Consider the following 20,447-nt stretch of genomic DNA (forward strand, 5'->3'; position numbering starts at 1 on the left):
TACAACTATCAAACGATAATGTATAATTAAGAAAAATTAGTAATTTTTTCTAAATTTAGTTTAGATAAAGGGAGAATTTGAATGTCAAATATTATTTGGGTCGTATTAGGGGCTTTATTAATGAGTACGATTGATTATTTGATGTTTCACTTTGGACTTGTTAATTCCGAGAATCAAAGATGGAACTGGTTTGAAAAACGAACAAAGTTTCAAAAAATTAGTGTACTGTCTGGTGTGTTTTTAGTTATTTTTGTACTTCACATTGTAAGTTAATGCTTCTAAGAGAGTCATGGTTGTGACTCCTTTTTGTTTTTATAGAAGTATTTTTAGCTAAAAAAATAAAAGGTAAAAATAGCCATTTGTTGAATAAATAACAGTGGTGACCTCAAGTACGAATTATTCGTTATCATTTAGTTCAAAATTTGTCCTACTTTTTTATGACAGTTTATTAGTTATGAGGAGACTTTATAGAAGTAATTTCTAAAATTATTAGAGTTTAAAAAGGAGGAAATTTTTTTGAATCGAAAAGAAATGTTTTTAAACGTATTAGACAAAACATATGATAAGGAAAGTTGGTTTGCTCCACTAAAAAATTCAATTGAAGGAATTACAGCTGAACAAGCTGGTTGGAGACCAACAGGGGAAGCGACTAAATCAATTTGGGAAAACGTTAATCATCTTCTTTATTACAAAGAGAGGATTGTAGCAAATCTAGAAGGTAGAGAATGGACGCAAAATCTAGACGGTGACCAAACCTTTTTTCTTACAGAACAATCGAATGAAGAAAACGAATGGAAAAAAGTTATTGAACGATTGGAGAATACTAGTTTTAGTTTAAGACAGTTATTGAGTAATATGACAGATGAGGAATTGATGAAAAATTCCTTTGAAGTCAAACTAATGGATTTATTACTACATGACGCTTACCATACCGGACAAATTATTCAAATAAGAAAAATGCAAGGATCGTGGCCATCACATCGTTGACATAACCGATTAAGGCAGCTTAAAGCTGTCTTTTTTATAATCTAGTTCTAAGCTCTTAAAAAGGAGAAAAATTGATGTTTAGTTATAAAATTGAAGAAAATTTGCAATTAAAGTTATTGACTCTACAAGATGCAAATGAGTTATACAAATTAACAATCAATTCAATGGAACATTTAAAAGAATGGTTACCATTAATAGCATATAATAAAAAACTTGAGGATACAGAGAACTTTATAAAAACAACTATGAAACAATTTACTGAAAACAATGGATTCCAAGCTGGTATTTGGTCAAATTCAAAACTTGTTGGAGTAATAGGGTTTCATAAAATTGATTGGTCAAATAAGTCGACGAGTATTGGTTATTGGCTAGGAAAGGGGGTTGAAGGTACAGGTATAATGACAAAGGCTTGTCATGCATTTGTTAATTATGCATTAACAGATCTATTGCTAAATCGGGTCGAGATTCGTGCTGCTGTTGAAAATACAAAAAGTCGTGCTATTCCTGAGAGGTTAGGATTCTTTCAGGAAGGTCGGATCAGGAAAGCTGAATGGTTGTATGATCATTATGTAGATCACATCGTTTATGGAATGTTAGCGGAAGATTGGGTTTCTTTAAGGAAATAATGTTAATTTCATATCAATGAACTTTTTTTTTGCATGAAAAGTATTAATACTTCAAATACTTCATTTGAAAGGATTTACTAATTATTTTTGTGTAAATATTTATTAATGAGTTAAATGAAATAATGACTTGTCTAGTGTGATGCTATAAACTGCATGTAAGAAAAGGAGAATATCAATGCATTGGTATGAAAAACTAAATCAGTATTTTCCAGTTGAAGAAATGAAATCAAGGGAACATATGGAAACTTTATTGAAAGAGCGATCAGATATTTATCATAAGGATGAAGGTCCACATCATGTTTTAATGTATGCGGAACTAGATGATTTTGTATTTATCGATTACTTGTTCGTTTCAAAAGATGCCCGTGGGCAGGGTCTTGGGTATAAATTGCTTGATAAGCTAAAGAAGAAAGGCAAACCAATTATTTTAGAGGTTGAACCAGTTAATTATGAAGATACAGATACAGAAAAAAGGCTTAGATTTTATAAAAGAGAAGGTTTTGAGCATGCTCAGTCGATAGGATATAACAGACGATCATTAGCAACTCAAGAAATAAACCCTATGGAGATTTTATACTGGTCTCCAAATAATGAGGGTGAAGAAATGATATTTAAAGCGATGAAAAAAACATATAATATGATTCATACATATAGGGATACACATTTTTACGGTGAATCTTATCAGCCAGTAGAGGAAGTTTTAACTTTTGGAGAAAATAATAGCAATCAAAATCTTTTAGAAGACATATAAAAAACGACTGATAACCTCAGTCGTTTTTTTAATTACACACCCATACGTTTGCGTTGATTGTTTGGCTTTTTAGAAATTTGATTCTTTTTCGTCATATCTTTAACAGCATTTACTCCAGTATTTTGATTAGAATTTTGCTGTTTTTTGCTAGCCAACTTTTGTTTCATTAATTCCTGAAGACTAACTTTTTTTGGTTCATTGTTATTTTCGCTCATAAATTTAGTTTCCTCCAATTTAATCATACTTTTATAATGACTTGTTGAAGGAAAATTAGCAAGTACATTTAAAAGAATTAAGCGATCTATTAGCTGTCTTTTTCTGTATTTTTCTTATGAAACTCTTCCATTTTTTTACTCTTCGAATATGCAGATTCCTCTGAATGCCCAAATTGATCGACAGAACTTTTCTGTGGACCTTTGTTTGTATGTCCTTTTGCCATGTTTAACCCTCCTTTTTTATTATTATGTGCTTAAATTCCTTGAATAATCTTTAATTTAAAATGGGAATCTATTTATGATAAATAGTATTAGGAGGAAGCAAAATGACAAGTAAAAATGGCAGCAAAGGAAGTAAAAATCAAAACGCACCTGAACTTCATGGACAAGCACCTACTAGTGGTGATAATACAAAAGGAAATGTCTATCGCTCTAAAAAAGGTAGTAAATCACAAACTGAATTACACTAAAATAACCAATTAAAAAAGAGCTTGGATTTCCCCAAGCTCTATATTTTTTCTAACTATATTTAGTCTTGAACATTAAATCCTTCTTCATCTAAATATTCACAAGCTTCACCGTAGCTATTGAATGTACCATCAAGATTTTCTCCTGCGTAAACATTCCACATGTCCATTTCAGAAACAAGTTTAAGGATTTGGCCGTTCGCATTAACCCAGATTTCTTCTACTTCTTCATCTTCTTCAAAAATTGGCTCGAATGATAGGCTTTCAATTGATTTAGTGAGAATTGTGCGAAGTTCCTCTTCAGTAAATTCTCTTATATTTACCATACCTTTTTCGTTCGTTTTGTACCCTTTTACACCTTCAGCATATACAAAGCCGTTTCCATTAGGATGTAAATGATAAACAACATTCTTTTTTTCTTTTAAACTTTCTTCATATTGAAAATTTGTACGACCAAGTGAGACTGGCTTTTTAGTTAATTCTGGAAATGATTCAATGATTGTTAGTTTTTCTTCGTAAGTTAGCATAATGCCTCCAAAAAAATATTCTTTTACCTATGTTTTGTATGTAACGTAACAAATATAACAAAAATCTTTTGAAAATGACATAGAATTGTCACAATTTCAGCTACTCTAATTTGGTAGAATAATAATGCTGTATAAATTTAACATATTCCTTTTGACAAATTTTTGGACTTAATTTGATTTTATTATACATAGTAGGTGAGAACATGACAGTGGAAGTTAAAGTGAAAGTGAAAGAACAATTTATTAAAAAACAATTTTATAAATCGTATTTAAATGAAAATGAAAACAATATCCATCCTATTGCAGTTCTAGCTGACCTTTACAATGAACAAAATGATGATATGGATCTTTCATCTATTCGATTTGCACAAGGTGAAGTTTATTTTGAAAATAAAGATTTTGAATCTGCAGTTTTCAAATGGGAAAAAGTCGGAAACCAGTTAAGCGATTGGGCAAAGAAAAATATCGCTGATTCTTATTATGAAATCGGTGCATTTGAAACAGCTGAGAAGTTATATAAAGAAGTTAAAACAGATAGTAGTACTTTGACATCTGAAATATTCTTACATTTATTCTCACTTTATATCGATGTTTCGAAATACGAAGAAGCAGATCGTATTATTAAAGAAGCAGTAAAATATAATCCTGATTATCCAAATGTAACGAGAATTGCACGTAAATTTTATGAAAAACATCACGATTGGACTAGTGCTGTAGCTCTAGCTTCAGATGAATCAATTCGAACAGAAGATTTGAAATGGTTTATTGTATTAAGAGAATACATTGTAAATGGTGTAACAAAAGAAATGGCACCAAGTTACTTTGTGCAACCGTTACTATCATTGGCTAAAGTCGATCTTGAGCACTTTGAATTAATGGTAGAAGCACTTTGGAATAGTTACAGAGAACAATCAGTTTATGTAAATTGGTTACAAACATTTAATGATATGTTATTCCAAATCAACGTTGAAACAGGTGTGAAGTGGAATCGTTTGCCATCAATCTATTCAATGACATACGAAGAATTAGTTGAAGGTGATTATTTTGTAGCTCAGCTTGAGGAAATGATGCCAAGCTTTTTAACAAATTGGTTACGTATTACCGATATAAAAGGTGCGGTTTTAGCAACGACTGCAACACTTGCATGGGATCGATTATTCCCAGGCCGTATTGATTATCAAATTGTTGCTGACGCAGAAATGGCATTTGAACAGTTATTAAAAACGCCTGATTGCTTTGAAATTGGCAAAGAATTATTTGAAAACATCCTACAATGGTCTGCTTTAAATGAAATAGAAGTTGGAGACCGTTTTGAGTGGTGGACAAGTAAATTAACTCAATTTGAAAATACAACAATGCTTGTTGCAGGTACATCAGGTAACGGTAAATCTTCATTTGTTAACTCACTTTTAGGTGAGAAAATGATGGGTTCTTCTACGACAATGCCTGTATTATTTGAACAAAATAGTGATTCAAATATTATCGTATTTTCGAAGGAAGGAAATACACAACTTGCCGAATTTGCAGATTTTTACGATTTAACAACAGTTGAAAATAATCTGTTAAAAGGTGATGAATTAGTATACTATAAATTACCAAATTCATTTTTAGAAAAGCATCGCCTATCAATTATTGATACACCTGGAATTGATGGAAACCAGGTTAATACAAAAGCATTATTACAATCTGTAAAACTTGCAGATCGTCTTGTTTATGTTTTAAATGCTACTGCACCTTATACAGAAAACGAACGATCGTTACTAGTTAAAATTCATAAAGAATTACCAACTCTACCGATTCACTTTATTTTAAATAAGATGGATTCTATTTATAGTAAAGAAGAAATTGATCGAGTTCGCGCTGAAATCCAAGCGAAAGTTAATCAAGACTTCCCTAGCGCTAAAGTATTACCTTATTCTTCAATTTATAATAATCAAGATCAATTTAAAGATTTAGAATTATTTATTGAGGATAACGTTCTTTCAACTGAAGCAAATTCTAAACAAACAGAAAAATTATTATTAGCTATTCGCAAATTAATTAATTTCTTATTAGAAAAACGAGTAGAGAAAGAAGACGAACTACGTGCTAATGTTGAATGGAATGAAGTTCTTGATGACAAATTAAATGGTCTATTACATTCTTTAAAAGATAAAGAAATGGAACATTTAAATACAATTAAAAGCTCGTATCGTGAATTAAAAGACGAATTAAAATATGACCTGAAGCTAAGTATTCCTGGTCTTCTAAAAGAATGTAAAGAATTAATCAAAGAAGATAGTGATTTCGGTACAATTCTTGAAACACTAAACGAAGAGATGAATCTTCGTATTGGTGAGTATGTAAGAGAGAATACTTTACCAAAACTAAATGAAGCTCTTCAAAACTGGATTAAAGATTCAGGTGTTTTATTAGAAGGTACTCAAGGCTACTTATCTGAAATGAGTGATTCTTTAAATGACTACATTGGAAATGAATACTTAAATCTTGAATGTGATTTTAAAGTATTAGATGACTGGCGCCGTGATGCTGATCGAATGACTAGTATGACTCAACTAGATGATATGAATATTTTATTAAATTCTTCACCATCTCAGTTTATCTTAAAGAGCTCAGGTATCTTATTAGGTTTACTACCACAAAATAAATCAAAGCTTGTTGCTCAATATCAAAAGTATGTTGATAATGTCAACTATGATGATGTAACATCAGAATTATCAATGAAGTTTTTCCTACAATTTGAAATGTTTGAAAAAACTTTACCAAGAGATTTATCAATGTTCCTACATGCTCCATTTGAGCAAATCCATGAACTAGTTGATGAAACAAGAGTAGCAATTTCTAACTATAATCAAACTTTAGAAGATATGAAATCTAATCCAAGTATTTACTTCGATCCGATTACATTCTTCACAGTAAGATTAAGACAATTAGAGTTTTTAACATTACGTAAATAATAAGGAAAGAGTGTGCTAAATGGCACACTCTTTTTTCATGCTGTTAAAAAAAGTTGTTAATTAAATAAGAATGTCTTGTTGATTTCCACTACGGGATGCTCGCTTTCCATGGGGCATGAGCTGAGCCTCCTCGTTCCTGCGGGGTCTCACCCTTCCTGCATCTCCCATAGGAGTCGAGCATCCCTTCGTTTCAATCAACTCTTCAAATATAAAAATTATTCTTTAGAACATTAAAAAAATCAATATTTTAAAGAATTACCTTTAATTATTAAACTGTACCTAAAATTCAAATTCTACCTATGCAAATTTACATTTACAAATATGGTAAACATCTAAATGACTTACACTTTGGCTCAATTAATTTTTTTTAGAGAAATCATTATTAGGCCAATTATAAATCGCAAAAAAACATTATTTAATCAACGAGTATCAGAGGATCTTGGATAATTCCAAACGGAAAATTCATACTTTTCAGATTTAATCTAATATATTTAAACACACTCTTTTTATATGACCAATGCATTTATTTATAAAACCAGTATTCCTTTCAACTATTCCTCTGCATCTTCTTCAAACGGAATATGTACAACGATTGTTTGGTAGCCTTCTTTAATTTTTACATATCCACCCCAAGGGATTTGTAGTATTAAAAAGGCTCCTTTTGTATCAATTGAAAAATGTGCAATTTTTTCATGTTCTTCATCGAGTAAAAGCACTTCCCGCTCATTCCCAACTGTTCTAATACCAGGATGGCAATGAATTTGTATTTTCCAGTTGCCAAGTCTACTTAATAAGAAATGACTCATAAAATAGATCACCTTCTATTATTTAGTTTCTTCAATATGGACTAATGAAACTTATTGGGAAAACAGTACGAAAAACAGTTGAAGCCATCTTTCAATTAATTCTATTCTAAAGAATGGTAACTTAAAACTATTTAGGAATATTCGAACTATATTTCTTACTCAAAAAGGATTCATATGGAAGAATAAAAGTGAAAAAATTTGAGATAAAAGAGTTCATAAGTACGTAAAAATGTCCAAGAATTTAGGCAACAGGCTGAGAAGTTAAAAAATTCAGATTAGAAAAAGTTTAAAAGAGTTACTAGAATAACTCTTTTTTTTTGCTCTTGAACTATCAGGGAGTTTAGAAGCTTTAAGATTATTTAAGATTTTTTAGAATTCAATTAAAAAAAATGTATTTTGCAGGAGATTCTAATTTTTACGTCAAACTCAAAAATATATCCTAAATGGAAAGGTGTATTTTTGAAAGAAGGTGATACATAACCCGAAGCCGATAGCCAAAAGGAATAACTGGAGATATTAATTTCATGGTAGTCGGGTAGCCTCAAATCGTCTTTTGATTTCTAGATTGTTGGTAAGAACTTATTTAGGAACTAAGGAGAGGTGTAAGGATGAAAAAAAGAAACCGAAAATTATTAGTACCGGCTGTTGCTTCATTGTTAACATTATCGATGTATTTCCCAGGAGGCCCAACTTTTGCCGCAGCTTCCAAACATGTACAACTTAATCAGGTAGCTCCAACTGCTGCAAATCATGGTACTTCCACTGGTCACACAAACCGTAACTCCAAAGCTACTGTAACTATTGCCCTTCAGCTAAGAAACAGCGATAAACTGGATGAATATATTGCCAGCTTAAAGAACCCTGACTCCATCAACTACAAGAAATACTTAACTCCCAACGAATTTAAAAATCAATATGGACCAACTGATACTACTGTTGCCAATGTTAAAAGCTATTTGACAAGTCAAGGCTTTAAAGTCGAAAATGTTTCTTCCAATAACGCCTTTATTACCGTCAGTGGCACCATTGGTCAAATGGAGGATACTTTTGGTGTAACTATAAATAACTATAAAGATTCAAATGGCAAAACCTATTATGCCAATGATCAAGCTCCTTCCATTCCAGCTGAATTTTCTGGGGTGATTACGGATGTTGAAGGTCTCAATAATGAACCACATTATACACATTCGAAAATTAGTAGTGCATCTATGCAATTCTCCCAACAGAATAAAGCGGTGACACCAAAAGTGGGCAGTGGCCCAGCTGGCGGTTATACACCGGCTGAATTAAAAGGTGCATACGATATCAACCCACTGGCAACTGCCGGATATACTGGATCTGGCCAAACTGTAGCAGTTATGGAGTTGGACGGATATAAAGCAACAAACATTAGTACCTATAACAACTACTATGGCTTAGGAAGCCCTGCACCAACAAATGTATATATCGATGGTTATAGTGGTGCTGCTGGTCAAGGTGCAATCGAAGTTGAACTTGATATTGAGGTAATCAATGCAATTGCGCCAAAAGCACAAGTGGTTGTATACGAAGGGCCAAATAGTGCCCAAGGATTAATTGATACCTATCAAAAAATTGCCTCTGATAATACAGCAAAATCAATTTCTGTCAGCTGGGGGATCGGAGAGCAGCATGAAGCAAGTGCGACCATGAATAGTTTACATACCATATTCCAACAATTTGCTGCCCAAGGACAAAGTATTTTTGCTGCGTCTGGAGACAATGGTGCCTACGATTCTGGAGGTAGAACTTTAGAGGTTGATAGTCCCGCAAATGACCCGTATGTAACTGGCGTTGGTGGAACTCACCTGAATTTAAGTGGTACTTCCTACAGTTCAGAAACGGTTTGGAGTAACAAAACAAGCAAATCAGGTGACGGTGGAGGATTATCTAAAGTTTATACAATGCCATCGTTCCAATCAGGTCCTGGTGTCCAAAACAGTTATTCGAATGGTAAAAGGGAGGTTCCAGATGTATCGGCAGCTGCTGACCCTAACACTGGATATTCAATCTATACTGGAGGTGCCTGGCATGTAGTAGGTGGTACATCAGCTGCTGCACCATTATGGGCTGGAATCGCTGCACTCAATAATCAATTCGCACAAGCAAATGGCAAGGGTAACCTTGGTCAAGCAAATCCAACTCTTTATCAAGTCTTTAATACAACTCAAAAATATGCAGCATATCATGATATTACGTCTGGAACAAACTTGTACTATCCGGCTACCTCTGGCTACGATATGGCTTCAGGTATTGGGACACCAGATGCGTATAATTTAATTCGCGATATAAATGGGTTTTAAAGTAGTAAATCGACAGTCTCCAAATTGGAGGCTGTCATTTTTGTTAAAGAAAAAAATTAAGAGTCAATCTTAAATTCAAGTCTAATGAAGAATATACTTTAAAATGTGTAGTAAACATGTTAAAAAGCTTTACAGCAATACCTCAAATCATGAGGAAATATGTGGGAATTAGGCAACTAATTATTTTATTAAAACAGAACATGATGATTTGATAATAAATAAAAACAGAAATAAATTAGTATTACTTTAACTTAATACTTTTTGTGAAATTATTGCTAAATATAGATATGTTAAAAGTTGTCGAATATAATAGAAATATAAAAAAATTTAATTAAGGAAAAAGGGGGGGTTATGTTGCTGTATGCAATATTAGGCGTTGCTATTGTAGAAATTATTATCCTTTTACTTATAATGACTAAAATTGGAAAAGGTTTTGGTCAAAGTGGTGATGGATTAACCAGAGAAGAGATAGAAAATGAAAGAAATAAGATGATAAAGCAGGTCCGAGAAGAAATAAATTCTTCTAAAACAGAATTGCATACTTTACTTAGAGGAAATAGAGAAGAATTAGCAAATAGCTTCAATGTATTTATGAAAGAAACAAGTTCAAATATAAAAGGATTAAGGGAGCAACAAGAGCAATCGCAACAAAGACACGTCGATACTATGAATAAATTAATTCTATCGACTGAAGAGAAATTAAGTACAATAAATGATACAACAAATAAACTTCAAGAGAAAACAGTTAAGACATTACATGAAAATCATGTTACTACTTCGAAAAATTTAACTGACCAAACTGAAAAAATCTTACAAACCATAAATGAACATATAATAGGGATGCAAAGAAGTAATGCCACTCACTTAGAGAAGATAAATGAAAATGTTGAGAAAACAATTAATTCATTACAAGAGAGTAACAACAAGAGATTAGAAGAGATTCGCAAAACAGTTGATGAGAAATTACACGACACTTTAGAAAAAAGACTTGGAGCTTCATTTAAAATGGTTAGTGAACATCTTGAAAAGGTACAACGTGGCTTAGGAGAGATGCAAACATTAGCAAATGGAGTAGGGGATTTAAAACGAGTATTAGGTAATGTAAAAACTAGAGGGTCTTGGGGTGAGGTTCAGCTTCATAACATTCTAGAACAAATGTTAACTGCAGAACAATATGATGTAAACGTTATCACAAAACCTAAGAGTAAAGATAGAGTTGAGTTTGCGATTAAAATACCAGCTAAATCAGAAGAAGAAAAGACAATCTATTTGCCGATTGATTCGAAATTCCCATTATCTGATTATGAAAATTTACTGCAAGCATACGATGAAGCGAACCAAGAAAAAGTTGTGATTTACCGTAAACAACTTGAAAATAACATTAAAAATGAAGCTAGGAAGATTAGTGAAAAATATGTGGAACCACCATTCACGACTGATTTTGCGATTATGTTCTTAGGAACAGAAGGGTTATATGCAGAAGTTTTAAGAATACCAGGATTAGTTGAATTACTACAAAGAGAGTACCGAATAGTGTTAAGTGGACCAACTACCTTGACAGCATTATTAAATGCTTTACAAGTAGGTTTTAGAACATTAGCAATTGAAAAACGCTCAAGTGAAGTTTGGAAATTGTTAGGAATGGTAAAAACAGAATTTGGTAAATTTGGAGACTTATTAGATAAAACTCATAAAAAGATGCAGGAAGCTACAAATAAACTAGAAGAAGCTAGTAGAAAATCAAGAAATATTGAACGTAAGTTAACTAAAGTAGAAGAAGTACCGGTAAGTAATACTTTCTTAATAGATGAAGTAATACCTTCTTAATAGAAGAAGGTATTACTATAAACAGGGATGAATATTCATTCCTGTTTTTTGTTTGAATTGTATATAGATAAATTGAAGGTTTTTAAAAGATTGAGCAAAATGAATGCTTTTTATATTTTGTTATTTAAAAGGAGAATGACGATAGTCTCTTTTCAGCTCCAAATTAAATTGATTAGCCCATTTAGCTATACCCTACCACTTTGGAATTCAGGTTTCATAATACTTTAGGTAAAAAATAAGTTTGTTGGATTAATTAGAATTATTTATTAATCTCAAGAAAAAATTTCGTTGACTGGCAAAATCTACTTTAGCTCTTAAACTAGACCGAGTTAAATTAACGACTACACCTCTCCTAAGATCTCCGAAAATCTGAAGGTAAATACCAAATGCGATTTCAGGTGCTACTCTTTCAGCGATTTCAATAAAGGGAGTAATTAAACGATTAGCATCACAAAGTCATTTCTATTGCTCTAATCTATTGATGTTATAGGAATCCTAAACGGTGAATAGTAACAAATAATTACCAGGAATTCTTAATTGGCGGAAGGGTCGTATTAAACAAACTAGTTGTAATAAATTGTTCATGATAATCAAAATCTATTACATAGTGGAGCAATTTGAATTAAAAGCGCTTGCATTTTTTTAATTATGTTCTTATAATACTTGTATACAAGTATACTCGTATGGAATTGAAGGTGAACTTATGTCAGAATTAAAGAAATATCTTTATCCGGAAAAATGGCTATCAAAAGCTTCAGCTGGTGATCGTGTAACATATGAATTAAGGATGCAGATAATTTCTGGACTAATTGAAAGCGGTACCAAGTTATCAGAAAATAAATTGGCTGCCGATTTTAATGTAAGTCGTTCTCCTATTAGAGAGGCATTGAAAACTTTAGCATCTGAAAATCTAATTCGTTTAGAAAGAATGGGTGCAGTTGTTATTGGATTAACTGAAAAAGAAATAGAAGAAATATATGATGTGCGCTTACTAATTGAAACATTTGTATTTGAGCGATTGGTAAAATTAGACACGAAAGAATTGGTTATGGAACTAAGTAAAATTCTTGAAATGATGAAAATTGCTATTAAATATCAAGATGCAGATGAGTTTTCATTTCAAGATGTATTATTCCATGAAACGATTATTCGAGCGATTGATCATTCTTACATTTTGATGATCTGGAATAATGCAAAACCAGTTATGGAAGCGTTTATACTTTTATCAATGCGAGTACGGTTTAAGGAAAAATACGAAGACTTTCAACGAATAGTCGAAAATCATCAGTTATATATTGATGCAATTAGTACGAAGAATAGAGACCTTATGATTCAATCATTACATCAAAACTTTGATGATGTTCAAGGAAAAGTAGAGGATCTTTGGAGATCTCAACAAATGTTTTCAAAAGGAGTAGAACAAGAATAATGACAAACTATATGTTAGGGTTAGACATCGGTACGACAAGCACAAAAGCCGTTTTATTTACTGAAACAGGTGAAGTCGTTCAGCAAGAGAATATCGGATACCCACTCTATACACCTGATATTTCAACAGCTGAACAAGACCCAGAAGAGATCTTTACAGCTTTAGTACAAGCAATTTCTAAAATAATGAAACAACATCCTCAAAAAGAGATATTATTTATTTCTTTTAGTAGTGCAATGCATAGCCTAATTGTTATGGATGAAAATGATCAACCATTAACGCCTTGTATTACATGGGCAGATAATCGAAGTGAGTCTTGGACTCATAAAATTAAAGATGAATTAAATGGTCACGAAATATACAAACGAACAGGAACTCCTATCCATCCAATGTCACCTTTAAGCAAGATAACATGGATTGTTAATGAACGACCAGAGATCGCACAAAAAGCGAAAAAATATATTGGAATTAAAGAATATGTATTTAAAAAATTCTTTGATCAATATGTTGTGGATCATTCGATTGCTTCAGCCATGGGTATGATGAATCTTAAAACATTAGATTGGGATGAAGGAGCGTTACAAGTAGCAGGAATTACAACTGATCAACTATCAAGACTAGTACCTACTACGGAGATTTTTACAAACTGTAATCCTGAGTTAGCAAGACAAATGGGAATTGATCCACAAACTCCTTTTGTAGTTGGCGCAAGTGATGGCGTACTTTCAAATCTTGGTGTGAATGCGATTCGAAAAGGAGAAATTGCAGTCACAATTGGGACAAGTGGGGCAATTCGAACGATCATTGACCAACCGCAAACTGACGAAAAAGGACGAATATTTTGCTACGCATTAACAGAAAAACACTGGGTCATCGGTGGACCAGTAAACAATGGCGGAATGGTATTTCGTTGGATTCGTGATGAATTTGCGGCTTCGGAAGTTGAAACTGCAAAAAGATTAGGTATTGATCCATATGAAGTATTAACAAAGATTGCCGAAGGAGTAAAACCAGGAGCAGATGGCTTGTTATTCCATCCTTATTTAGCTGGTGAACGTGCACCATTATGGAACCCTGATGTTCGAGGATCCTTTTTCGGATTAACGATGGCACATAAGAAGGAGCATATGATTCGCTCTGCACTAGAAGGAGTTATATACAACTTATACACTGTTTTTCTAGCTCTAGTTGAATGTATGGATGGACCAGTATCTAAAATCCAAGCAACTGGTGGGTTCGCAAGATCAAATGTATGGCGTCAGATGATGTCTGATATTTTTGATTTAGATGTAGTCGTACCAGAAAGCTATGAAAGTTCATGTCTTGGTGCTTGTATTTTAGGTCTTTATGCAACAGGAAAAATAGAATCCTTTGAAGTAGTATCTGAAATGGTCGGTAATACGCACAAACATACTCCTAATGAAGATGCAGTAAGAGAATATCGAGAATTATTGCCAATCTTTATTAGCCTATCGAGAGTATTAGAAAAAGATTATCAGCGGATTGCTAATTATCAAAGAGGATTAATTATTAAAAATAAATAGATATTCGGGGGGGATTTCCATGCCACTAGTTATAGTAGCAATCGGAATAATCGCATTACTTGTTTTAATTATGAAGTTAAAATTAAATACTTTCCTTTCATTAATTATAGTTTCATTTGGAGTTGCTTTAGCACTTGGAATGAAACCAGACAATATTGGTACAACGATTGAAGCTGGGTTAGGCGGAACACTTGGTCATTTAGCATTAATCTTCGGACTTGGTGCAATGCTTGGTAAGTTGATCGCAGATTCTGGTGGAGCTCAACGTATTGCGATGACGCTTGTTAACAAATTCGGTGAAAAGAACATTCAATGGGCAGTTGTTGCTGCTTCATTCATTATCGGAGTCGCTCTATTCTTCGAAGTAGGATTAGTATTATTAATTCCGATTGTATTTGCCATATCTAAACAATTAAAAGTTTCTATTTTATATTTAGGTATTCCAATGGCAGCTGCTTTATCTGTTACACATGGTTTCTTACCGCCACATCCAGGTCCGACTGTAATCGCTGGTGAATATCATGCAAATATAGGTGAAGTATTACTTTACGGTTTTATTATTGCCTTACCAACTGTTTTTATCGCAGGTCCTTTATTTACAAAGCTTGCTAAAAAGCTAGTACCAGCATCGTTCACAAAAACGGGTAATATTGCATCTTTAGGTGAACAAAAAACATTTAAACTTGAAGAAACTCCTGGTTTTGGAATCAGTGTTTTTACAGCTTTACTTCCTGTTATTTTAATGTCATTTGCAACAATTGTTAATTTGTTACAAAAAACAATTGGATTTGATGATAATAGCCTATTAGTAGCGATTCGCTTTATTGGTAATGCTGGTACTGCAATGGTTATTTCACTATTAGTGGCGATTTATACAATGGGATTGGCTAGAAAAATACCAATTAAAGAAGTTATGAACTCATGTACAACTGCAATTACACATATTGGGATGATGCTCTTAATCATCGGAGGTGGCGGTGCCTTCAAACAAGTGTTAATTGATGGCGGTGTTGGTGATTATGTAGCTGAGTTATTCAAAGGTACTTCAATGTCACCGATTTTACTTGCTTGGATTATTGCAGCGATCCTACGAATTTCATTAGGTTCTGCTACTGTTGCAGCTTTAACTACTTCTGGTTTAGTTATTCCAATGTTAGGTCATTCTGATGCTAACTTAGCTTTAGTCGTTCTAGCAACTGGAGCTGGTAGCTTAATCGCTTCACATGTTAATGACGCAGGGTTCTGGATGTTTAAAGAATATTTTGGATTAAGTATGAAAGAAACTTTCTTAACTTGGACATTACTAGAAACAATTATTTCCGTTTGCGGACTGTTCTTTATTCTTTTACTAAGTTTATTCGTATAATGGAAAAAACCAGCAGGATGTATTACTTTTCACTTACTGAAGGTTAATTAATCATAAAGGGCAGTATCCTCATTATAATACTTAGAAACGTTTACGTATTATAGTAGTGGTATACTGCTCTTTCTTTTATTATAGTTCAGTGTTTGAGAACCAATCGACATTCAAGGAAGAACATGACAATTTCAACGTGATCGTCTATTGGGTAATGTTGCCCTTTGCTAATTGTGAGATCTAGTTCTTCAAGGTTACTGGTTTGAGACTTAGTTCATAAAGTTGTTTTGGTTAATCAGACCTATATTTAAAGAAATACATAGTAATTGTTCTTTCTTTGGTTAATAATTTTGGACTAGCAAAAATGCAGGACAAATGACATAAAAAAATTTAGAGAGGGCTTAAAAAACGATTCAATTTGAAGTATCATATATTCCTAAAAGTTTAAAGTCTAATTGTTAGAGTTCTATCTTTTTAATTGACATAGAACTCCCACCGAGTTATATTGGTTTCAGACAGTTAGAATTCTAATTATTCGGAGGTGAACGATTTGATTGATACACCTTATACGAGACTTCTAAGTACTATTATGCATAAGGTACGGGATCAATTGTCGTATCGTACGAAAGAACTTGAAGTAAATCCACAACAAGGTAGGATGATCAGTTATATTGCTGAGCATCAGGATCGAGGTTTAATTCAAAAGGATTTAGCAGATGCATTTAATCGAAGAGGTGCAAGTATAACCAGTATGCTTCAAGGACTTGAGAAGAATGGATACATTGGTAGAAAAATTCAAGCTGATAACGAACGTCAGAAGCAAATTTTCGTATTAGATAAAGGTAAAGAAATCGTTAATCAGATTGATGATATGTTTTTGGCAATGGAATCTCGATTAACAGAGTCATTGACTGAAGAAGAAAAAAATGAATTTTTACGCCTATTGAAAAAAATTGATTCAAACCTTTGAGTGACTACGGCCATTACGGTCGTATCGATAAAAACTTAGAAATCTAAAAGTTAGAATTCTAAGTAAATATATTCAAAAATTATAATTATAAAAAAATAAAAAGATAAGATTCGGGAGGATGGAATATAATGGAAGAATTTGAAATAGATCAATCAAATATTTATTATTTAAAAGATGCACCGATACGTAAAGCGTTAGCTCGTTTATGTATCCCAATGATGATTGGGATTTCTGCTGGTACAATTTATAACTTAATAAACGTATTTTTTATCGGTTTAGTTCATGATACTGCGATGTTAAGCGCGATTACATTAGGATTACCGATCTTTACAGTACTAATGGCGATTGGGAATGTATTTGGGGTTGGTGCTGGAACTTTTGTTACTCGTCTTTTAGGTGAAGGGAATCTTCAGAAAGGGAAATCAGTAGCTGGATATGCTTTTTATATGAGCATTATATGTGGATTGATTATTGCAGTAATTGCCTTATTATTTGTTAATCCAATTGTTCATTTGTTGGGAGCGGACGCCACAACATTGCTTTATACAAAACAATATACAATCACGCTTTTTATTGGTGGCTTTGCATTTATATTGAACTTTGCATTAGAACAAATTGTGCGTTCTGAAGGTGCAGCAAAAGAATCTATGTATGGCATGTTCATTAGTGTTATTTTTAGCATCATATTTGATGTGTTATTCATTTTAGTTTTAAACCTTCATGTAATGGGGGCTGCACTTTCGATGGTTTTAGCAAATATCGCGGCAAGCATCTATTACGTTTGGTTTTTAAACAGAAAAAGTGAAACATTAAGAGGTTTCTTAAAGAATTGGAAAGTATCAAAAAACGATCAATTAGAAATCTATAAAGTCGGTGTTCCTGAGCTATTTAAAATGTCATTTATGATTATTACAACCTTATTATTAAACAACTATTCCATTGAATACGGCGAGCATGTTGTAGCAAGCTTTGGAATTGCAGTAAGGATTGCACAACTCCCAGAGTTTATAACGATGGGCTTATTTATAGGGGCTATTTCTTTAATTGCTTATAATTTTGGTAGGAAAAATAAACCACGTCTATATGAAACTTTAAAAGAGTTAACATTATGGATTGGTGGAATCTCAATTGTATTTGGTGGAATTGTATATATTCTTAAAGATCAAGTACTCGGTTTATTTACAAGCGATTCAGCCGTGCTAAGTATTGGAGCACTAATCTTAACAGCTCAACTCATTTCATCTGTTTTTAACGGATTCACAGGTTTATTCACTAGTATTTTCCAAGCGTCCGGTGAAGGACTTGCAACAGGAATCATGTCAATTACACAAGGAGTTCTTTTCATTCCAGTTATCATCATCTTGCATCATTTTTATGGATTAAGTGGCATAATTTGGTCTTTAACACTTACGGAGGGGATAACGTTCTTTATGGGTGCTGTTCTAATGATTCCTTACTTAAGAAAACTTAAGATAATGCCAGATAGCAGCCTAGCTCATCAATAACCAGTTTTTAATCAAATAAACTCGAAGGAATTTTCAGTATTACAAATTATAATATTAAATACAAACTATGAAAAAAGTTATTAACTAAAATGTGTGAAACAGACATTAGACTGGAAATAAAGCATAAGTTCCTTAAGGTCCTTATGCTTTATTTTTTTTGTTCTTTAAATTTGCTTATTATTATTCCATGAAAAAGGCGCTTCGCTCAGAAGTAATCCATTGCTCTAAATCGTCTTTGCTACGTCGAACAAGTCTATTCACTAGCACATCGTGCCATATATAATCCTCTAATAAGTAAATATGAACTGGATCATTTGTATAAAAAGCAATACTACGATCCTCAATTGATGGTCCATAAATCATCTCTTTAGAATCAATCGACAAAATAAACCAATGATCTGTAGACTTAGTCTCAGTAAATGGTGTTATGCGATGACTTTCTAGTTTTCCAATTGGATTTTCGACATGTAGCGTAATTCCTTGTATGGTTGCTTTTTCAGTCGCATGAACCAGTTCCTTTTTCAAAACCTCATACATTTCGTCCCACATTGATATTACAATCCGTTTTTCTGCTTTTTTAATCAACGTCTCACAATAGTTAATAATCGTTTTATAGTCCTTTAAAGTAATGACACGGTTGTCCACTTTTTCACCAAATGATTCTAGATCCTTTAAAGAGTCACTTATAACTGAATAAGTTGATTGCCACTCTGTTTGGGCCTTCTGTAAAAAGATATCAACGGGCAGGGGGGAATATCGTGCCGTGTCATTTATTTCCTCTTTCAAGACAATACCTTTTTCAACAAGATTACCTAACACATCATAAATACGTGCTCTTGGTATACCGGAGTCCTTGCTAACTTGATAAGCTGTTACAGGACCTTGTTTAACGAGTGATACATAAGATTTAGCTTCATATTCGTTAAAACCTAATTTTTTTAACTGTTGCACTAGATCTTCCATTTTTCGCACTCCTATTTTTGTTTATGTAATAAATTTACAATATCTATTTACAGATAGCAATTTGTTAGTTACTATTTCAGTAGTGACTATACTGAAAGGTTGATAGAAATGCATCTAGACTCATCTTTATTAATTATTTTAATTTGTTTTGGATTTTTAGCTTCATTCATTGATTCTGTTGTTGGGGGTGGAGGGTTAATTACACTACCTGCATTATTATTCACTGGACTTAACCCTGCCGCGGCAGTAGCTACCAATAAATTAGCAGCGACAATTGGCTCTCTAACAAGTACATTAATGTTTTATCGTTCTGGTAAAATCGACTTAAAATCAGTGCTTAAATTTTTTCCGCTTTCATTTGTTGGCTCATTATTGGGTGCATACACTGTACATTTGCTAAACCCTGAAATGCTTAAGCCATTGATGTTAATTATGCTCGGAGCAGTAGCAATTTTTACTATTTTCAAGAAAGATTGGGGCAGCATTTCAACACAAAAAAAATTATCCAATTATCAATTCATTATTTTTTTAGTTACAATATTTGCGATTGGTTTCTATGATGGGTTCATTGGACCTGGAACAGGATCATTTTTAATTTTTGCTTTTTTGATGATTGGGTTTGATTTTTTAAAGTCTGCAGGCAATGCAAAATTTTTAAACTTTAGTAGTAATATTGCTGGATTGTTAATGTTTATGTTTTTAGGACAAGTAAACTACACTTATGGAATAATAATGGGAATAGCACAAATTGCTGGTGCGATATGTGGATCGAAATTTGCGATAAAAAAAGGAAGTGGTTATGTACGTGCTCTTTTTATTGCAGTAACCTGCTTACTATTAGTGAAGAATATATATGATTATATCCAATAACTTTTAAAATACTGATCTCCCTTTAAGGTAAGAAAGTGGATGTAGAAATAACCATTTATAGCTTTAAAAGTAGGAGAATTGGACTGGATTCTAAAAAGCACTCCAATTTATCGACAGGAGTGCTTACAGAATGTATTAACTTGTTTGAACGGTTTTATAAGATCAACAAACTCTAGAATGTTTATTCTTAGTAAAAAATAATAAGAGTCTTTTTAGAATACAAGTTTTAAATTTATAAAATACGTTGATGTTCAATCGTAATTGACCTATAAACTGTTTAACAATCTGTTACGCTACTTTAAGTAAAGGATATTAAATTAGGTTT

The 20,447-nt window shown here is 32.7% G+C and carries 19 protein-coding genes; 14 read left to right on the forward strand and 5 right to left on the reverse strand.

The window, feature by feature from the left end; all coding sequences use genetic code 11:
- The first annotated feature begins 81 nt into the window (after positions 1-81).
- The 4 genes from BM319_RS08620 (at position 82) to BM319_RS08635 (ending at position 2,364) form a co-directional block, all read left to right on the forward strand.
- The gene (locus tag BM319_RS08620) at positions 82-273 is read left to right on the forward strand and encodes a hypothetical protein (RefSeq protein WP_069034457.1); all 192 of its coding nucleotides are present in this window, start codon (positions 82-84) and stop codon (positions 271-273) included.
- Positions 274-531: 258 nt separating this feature from the next.
- On the forward strand, positions 532-987 hold the full coding sequence (locus BM319_RS08625; RefSeq protein WP_091022300.1) for a DinB family protein: 456 nt from the start codon (positions 532-534) through the stop codon (positions 985-987).
- A gap of 74 nt (positions 988-1,061) precedes the next feature.
- On the forward strand, positions 1,062-1,613 hold the full coding sequence (locus tag BM319_RS08630) for a GNAT family N-acetyltransferase (RefSeq protein ID WP_069034455.1): 552 nt from the start codon (positions 1,062-1,064) through the stop codon (positions 1,611-1,613).
- Positions 1,614-1,788: 175 nt separating this feature from the next.
- Positions 1,789-2,364, forward strand: coding sequence for a GNAT family N-acetyltransferase (locus BM319_RS08635; protein ID WP_069034454.1), 576 nt, complete (start codon positions 1,789-1,791; stop codon positions 2,362-2,364).
- Positions 2,365-2,396: 32 nt separating this feature from the next.
- Here BM319_RS08635 and BM319_RS08640 read toward each other — a convergent pair whose 3' ends face one another.
- Both BM319_RS08640 and BM319_RS25020 read right to left on the reverse strand, forming a co-directional pair.
- A complete protein-coding gene (locus BM319_RS08640) occupies positions 2,397-2,579 on the reverse strand; it encodes a hypothetical protein (RefSeq protein ID WP_069034453.1) in 183 nt (60 codons plus the stop codon).
- A gap of 89 nt (positions 2,580-2,668) precedes the next feature.
- Positions 2,669-2,803 (reverse strand): hypothetical protein, encoded by a 135-nt coding sequence (locus BM319_RS25020; protein WP_286131686.1) that lies wholly within the window; start codon positions 2,801-2,803, stop codon positions 2,669-2,671.
- A gap of 102 nt (positions 2,804-2,905) precedes the next feature.
- Between BM319_RS25020 and BM319_RS24345 the strand changes: the two genes are divergently transcribed.
- Positions 2,906-3,049, forward strand: coding sequence for an imidazoleglycerol-phosphate dehydratase (locus BM319_RS24345; RefSeq protein WP_097978661.1), 144 nt, complete (start codon positions 2,906-2,908; stop codon positions 3,047-3,049).
- A 59-nt stretch (positions 3,050-3,108) separates the two neighbouring features.
- Here the strand turns inward: BM319_RS24345 and BM319_RS08645 are convergent, their stop codons facing one another.
- Complete coding sequence (locus tag BM319_RS08645; protein WP_069034452.1) at positions 3,109-3,573, reverse strand: hypothetical protein; 465 nt, start codon at positions 3,571-3,573, stop codon at positions 3,109-3,111.
- 203 nt (positions 3,574-3,776) lie between these two features.
- Between BM319_RS08645 and BM319_RS08650 the strand changes: the two genes are divergently transcribed.
- Entirely contained in the window at positions 3,777-6,530 is a 2,754-nt protein-coding gene (locus BM319_RS08650; RefSeq protein ID WP_069034451.1) for a dynamin family protein, read from the forward strand.
- A gap of 551 nt (positions 6,531-7,081) precedes the next feature.
- Here the strand turns inward: BM319_RS08650 and BM319_RS08655 are convergent.
- Entirely contained in the window at positions 7,082-7,336 is a 255-nt protein-coding gene (locus BM319_RS08655) for a hypothetical protein (RefSeq protein WP_069034450.1), read from the reverse strand.
- A gap of 608 nt (positions 7,337-7,944) precedes the next feature.
- On the opposite strand from BM319_RS08655, the gene BM319_RS08660 reads away from it, so the two are divergent.
- The 7 genes from BM319_RS08660 to BM319_RS08690 all read left to right on the forward strand — a co-directional run bounded on the left by BM319_RS08660 (position 7,945) and on the right by BM319_RS08690 (position 18,289).
- A complete protein-coding gene (locus tag BM319_RS08660) occupies positions 7,945-9,657 on the forward strand; it encodes a S53 family peptidase (protein WP_069034449.1) in 1,713 nt (570 codons plus the stop codon).
- A gap of 354 nt (positions 9,658-10,011) precedes the next feature.
- The gene (locus BM319_RS08665) at positions 10,012-11,484 is read left to right on the forward strand and encodes a DNA recombination protein RmuC (RefSeq protein ID WP_286143700.1); all 1,473 of its coding nucleotides are present in this window, start codon (positions 10,012-10,014) and stop codon (positions 11,482-11,484) included.
- 703 nt (positions 11,485-12,187) lie between these two features.
- On the forward strand, positions 12,188-12,913 hold the full coding sequence (locus tag BM319_RS08670) for a GntR family transcriptional regulator (RefSeq protein ID WP_069034447.1): 726 nt from the start codon (positions 12,188-12,190) through the stop codon (positions 12,911-12,913).
- Entirely contained in the window at positions 12,913-14,457 is a 1,545-nt protein-coding gene (gene gntK, locus BM319_RS08675) for a gluconokinase (RefSeq protein WP_069034446.1), read from the forward strand. Before BM319_RS08670 ends, gntK begins: the two co-directional genes overlap by 1 nt.
- A gap of 19 nt (positions 14,458-14,476) precedes the next feature.
- Positions 14,477-15,823 carry a GntP family permease gene (locus tag BM319_RS08680; RefSeq protein WP_069034445.1) on the forward strand — a complete coding sequence of 449 codons (1,347 nt, stop codon included), beginning with the start codon at positions 14,477-14,479 and terminating at the stop codon, positions 15,821-15,823.
- A 532-nt stretch (positions 15,824-16,355) separates the two neighbouring features.
- Positions 16,356-16,784, forward strand: a complete 429-nt coding sequence (locus tag BM319_RS08685) for a MarR family winged helix-turn-helix transcriptional regulator (protein ID WP_286143701.1) — start codon at positions 16,356-16,358, stop codon at positions 16,782-16,784.
- Positions 16,785-16,927: 143 nt separating this feature from the next.
- The gene (locus tag BM319_RS08690; protein ID WP_217648344.1) at positions 16,928-18,289 is read left to right on the forward strand and encodes an MATE family efflux transporter; all 1,362 of its coding nucleotides are present in this window, start codon (positions 16,928-16,930) and stop codon (positions 18,287-18,289) included.
- 180 nt (positions 18,290-18,469) lie between these two features.
- Here BM319_RS08690 and BM319_RS08695 read toward each other — a convergent pair whose 3' ends face one another.
- Positions 18,470-19,252 carry a TrmB family transcriptional regulator gene (locus BM319_RS08695; RefSeq protein WP_069034443.1) on the reverse strand — a complete coding sequence of 261 codons (783 nt, stop codon included), beginning with the start codon at positions 19,250-19,252 and terminating at the stop codon, positions 18,470-18,472.
- 108 nt (positions 19,253-19,360) lie between these two features.
- Between BM319_RS08695 and BM319_RS08700 the strand changes: the two genes are divergently transcribed.
- A complete protein-coding gene (locus BM319_RS08700) occupies positions 19,361-20,122 on the forward strand; it encodes a TSUP family transporter (RefSeq protein WP_439097788.1) in 762 nt (253 codons plus the stop codon).
- The last annotated feature ends 325 nt before the right edge of the window (positions 20,123-20,447 follow it).

Source organism: Bacillus sp. UNCCL81, assembly GCF_900112535.1.
Lineage (GTDB): Bacteria > Bacillota > Bacilli > Bacillales > Bacillaceae_G > Gottfriedia > Gottfriedia luciferensis_B.

Excerpts from the sequence above, each read along its gene's own strand:
- BM319_RS08700 (WP_439097788.1), top strand. The coding sequence starts at position 19,361 with ATGCATCTAGACTCATCTTTATTAATTATTTTAATTTGTTTTGGATTT.
- BM319_RS08620 (WP_069034457.1), top strand. The coding sequence starts at position 82 with ATGTCAAATATTATTTGGGTCGTATTAGGGGCTTTATTAATGAGTACG.
- BM319_RS08680 (WP_069034445.1), top strand. The coding sequence starts at position 14,477 with ATGCCACTAGTTATAGTAGCAATCGGAATAATCGCATTACTTGTTTTA.
- BM319_RS08625 (WP_091022300.1), top strand. The coding sequence starts at position 532 with ATGTTTTTAAACGTATTAGACAAAACATATGATAAGGAAAGTTGGTTT.
- BM319_RS08650 (WP_069034451.1), top strand. The coding sequence starts at position 3,777 with ATGACAGTGGAAGTTAAAGTGAAAGTGAAAGAACAATTTATTAAAAAA.
- BM319_RS08640 (WP_069034453.1), bottom strand. The coding sequence starts at position 2,579 with ATGAGCGAAAATAACAATGAACCAAAAAAAGTTAGTCTTCAGGAATTA.
- BM319_RS08655 (WP_069034450.1), bottom strand. The coding sequence starts at position 7,336 with ATGAGTCATTTCTTATTAAGTAGACTTGGCAACTGGAAAATACAAATT.
- BM319_RS08630 (WP_069034455.1), top strand. The coding sequence starts at position 1,062 with ATGTTTAGTTATAAAATTGAAGAAAATTTGCAATTAAAGTTATTGACT.
- BM319_RS08645 (WP_069034452.1), bottom strand. The coding sequence starts at position 3,573 with ATGCTAACTTACGAAGAAAAACTAACAATCATTGAATCATTTCCAGAA.
- BM319_RS08670 (WP_069034447.1), top strand. The coding sequence starts at position 12,188 with ATGTCAGAATTAAAGAAATATCTTTATCCGGAAAAATGGCTATCAAAA.
- BM319_RS08660 (WP_069034449.1), top strand. The coding sequence starts at position 7,945 with ATGAAAAAAAGAAACCGAAAATTATTAGTACCGGCTGTTGCTTCATTG.
- BM319_RS24345 (WP_097978661.1), top strand. The coding sequence starts at position 2,906 with ATGACAAGTAAAAATGGCAGCAAAGGAAGTAAAAATCAAAACGCACCT.
- gntK (WP_069034446.1), top strand. The coding sequence starts at position 12,913 with ATGACAAACTATATGTTAGGGTTAGACATCGGTACGACAAGCACAAAA.
- BM319_RS25020 (WP_286131686.1), bottom strand. The coding sequence starts at position 2,803 with ATGGCAAAAGGACATACAAACAAAGGTCCACAGAAAAGTTCTGTCGAT.
- BM319_RS08695 (WP_069034443.1), bottom strand. The coding sequence starts at position 19,252 with ATGGAAGATCTAGTGCAACAGTTAAAAAAATTAGGTTTTAACGAATAT.
- BM319_RS08635 (WP_069034454.1), top strand. The coding sequence starts at position 1,789 with ATGCATTGGTATGAAAAACTAAATCAGTATTTTCCAGTTGAAGAAATG.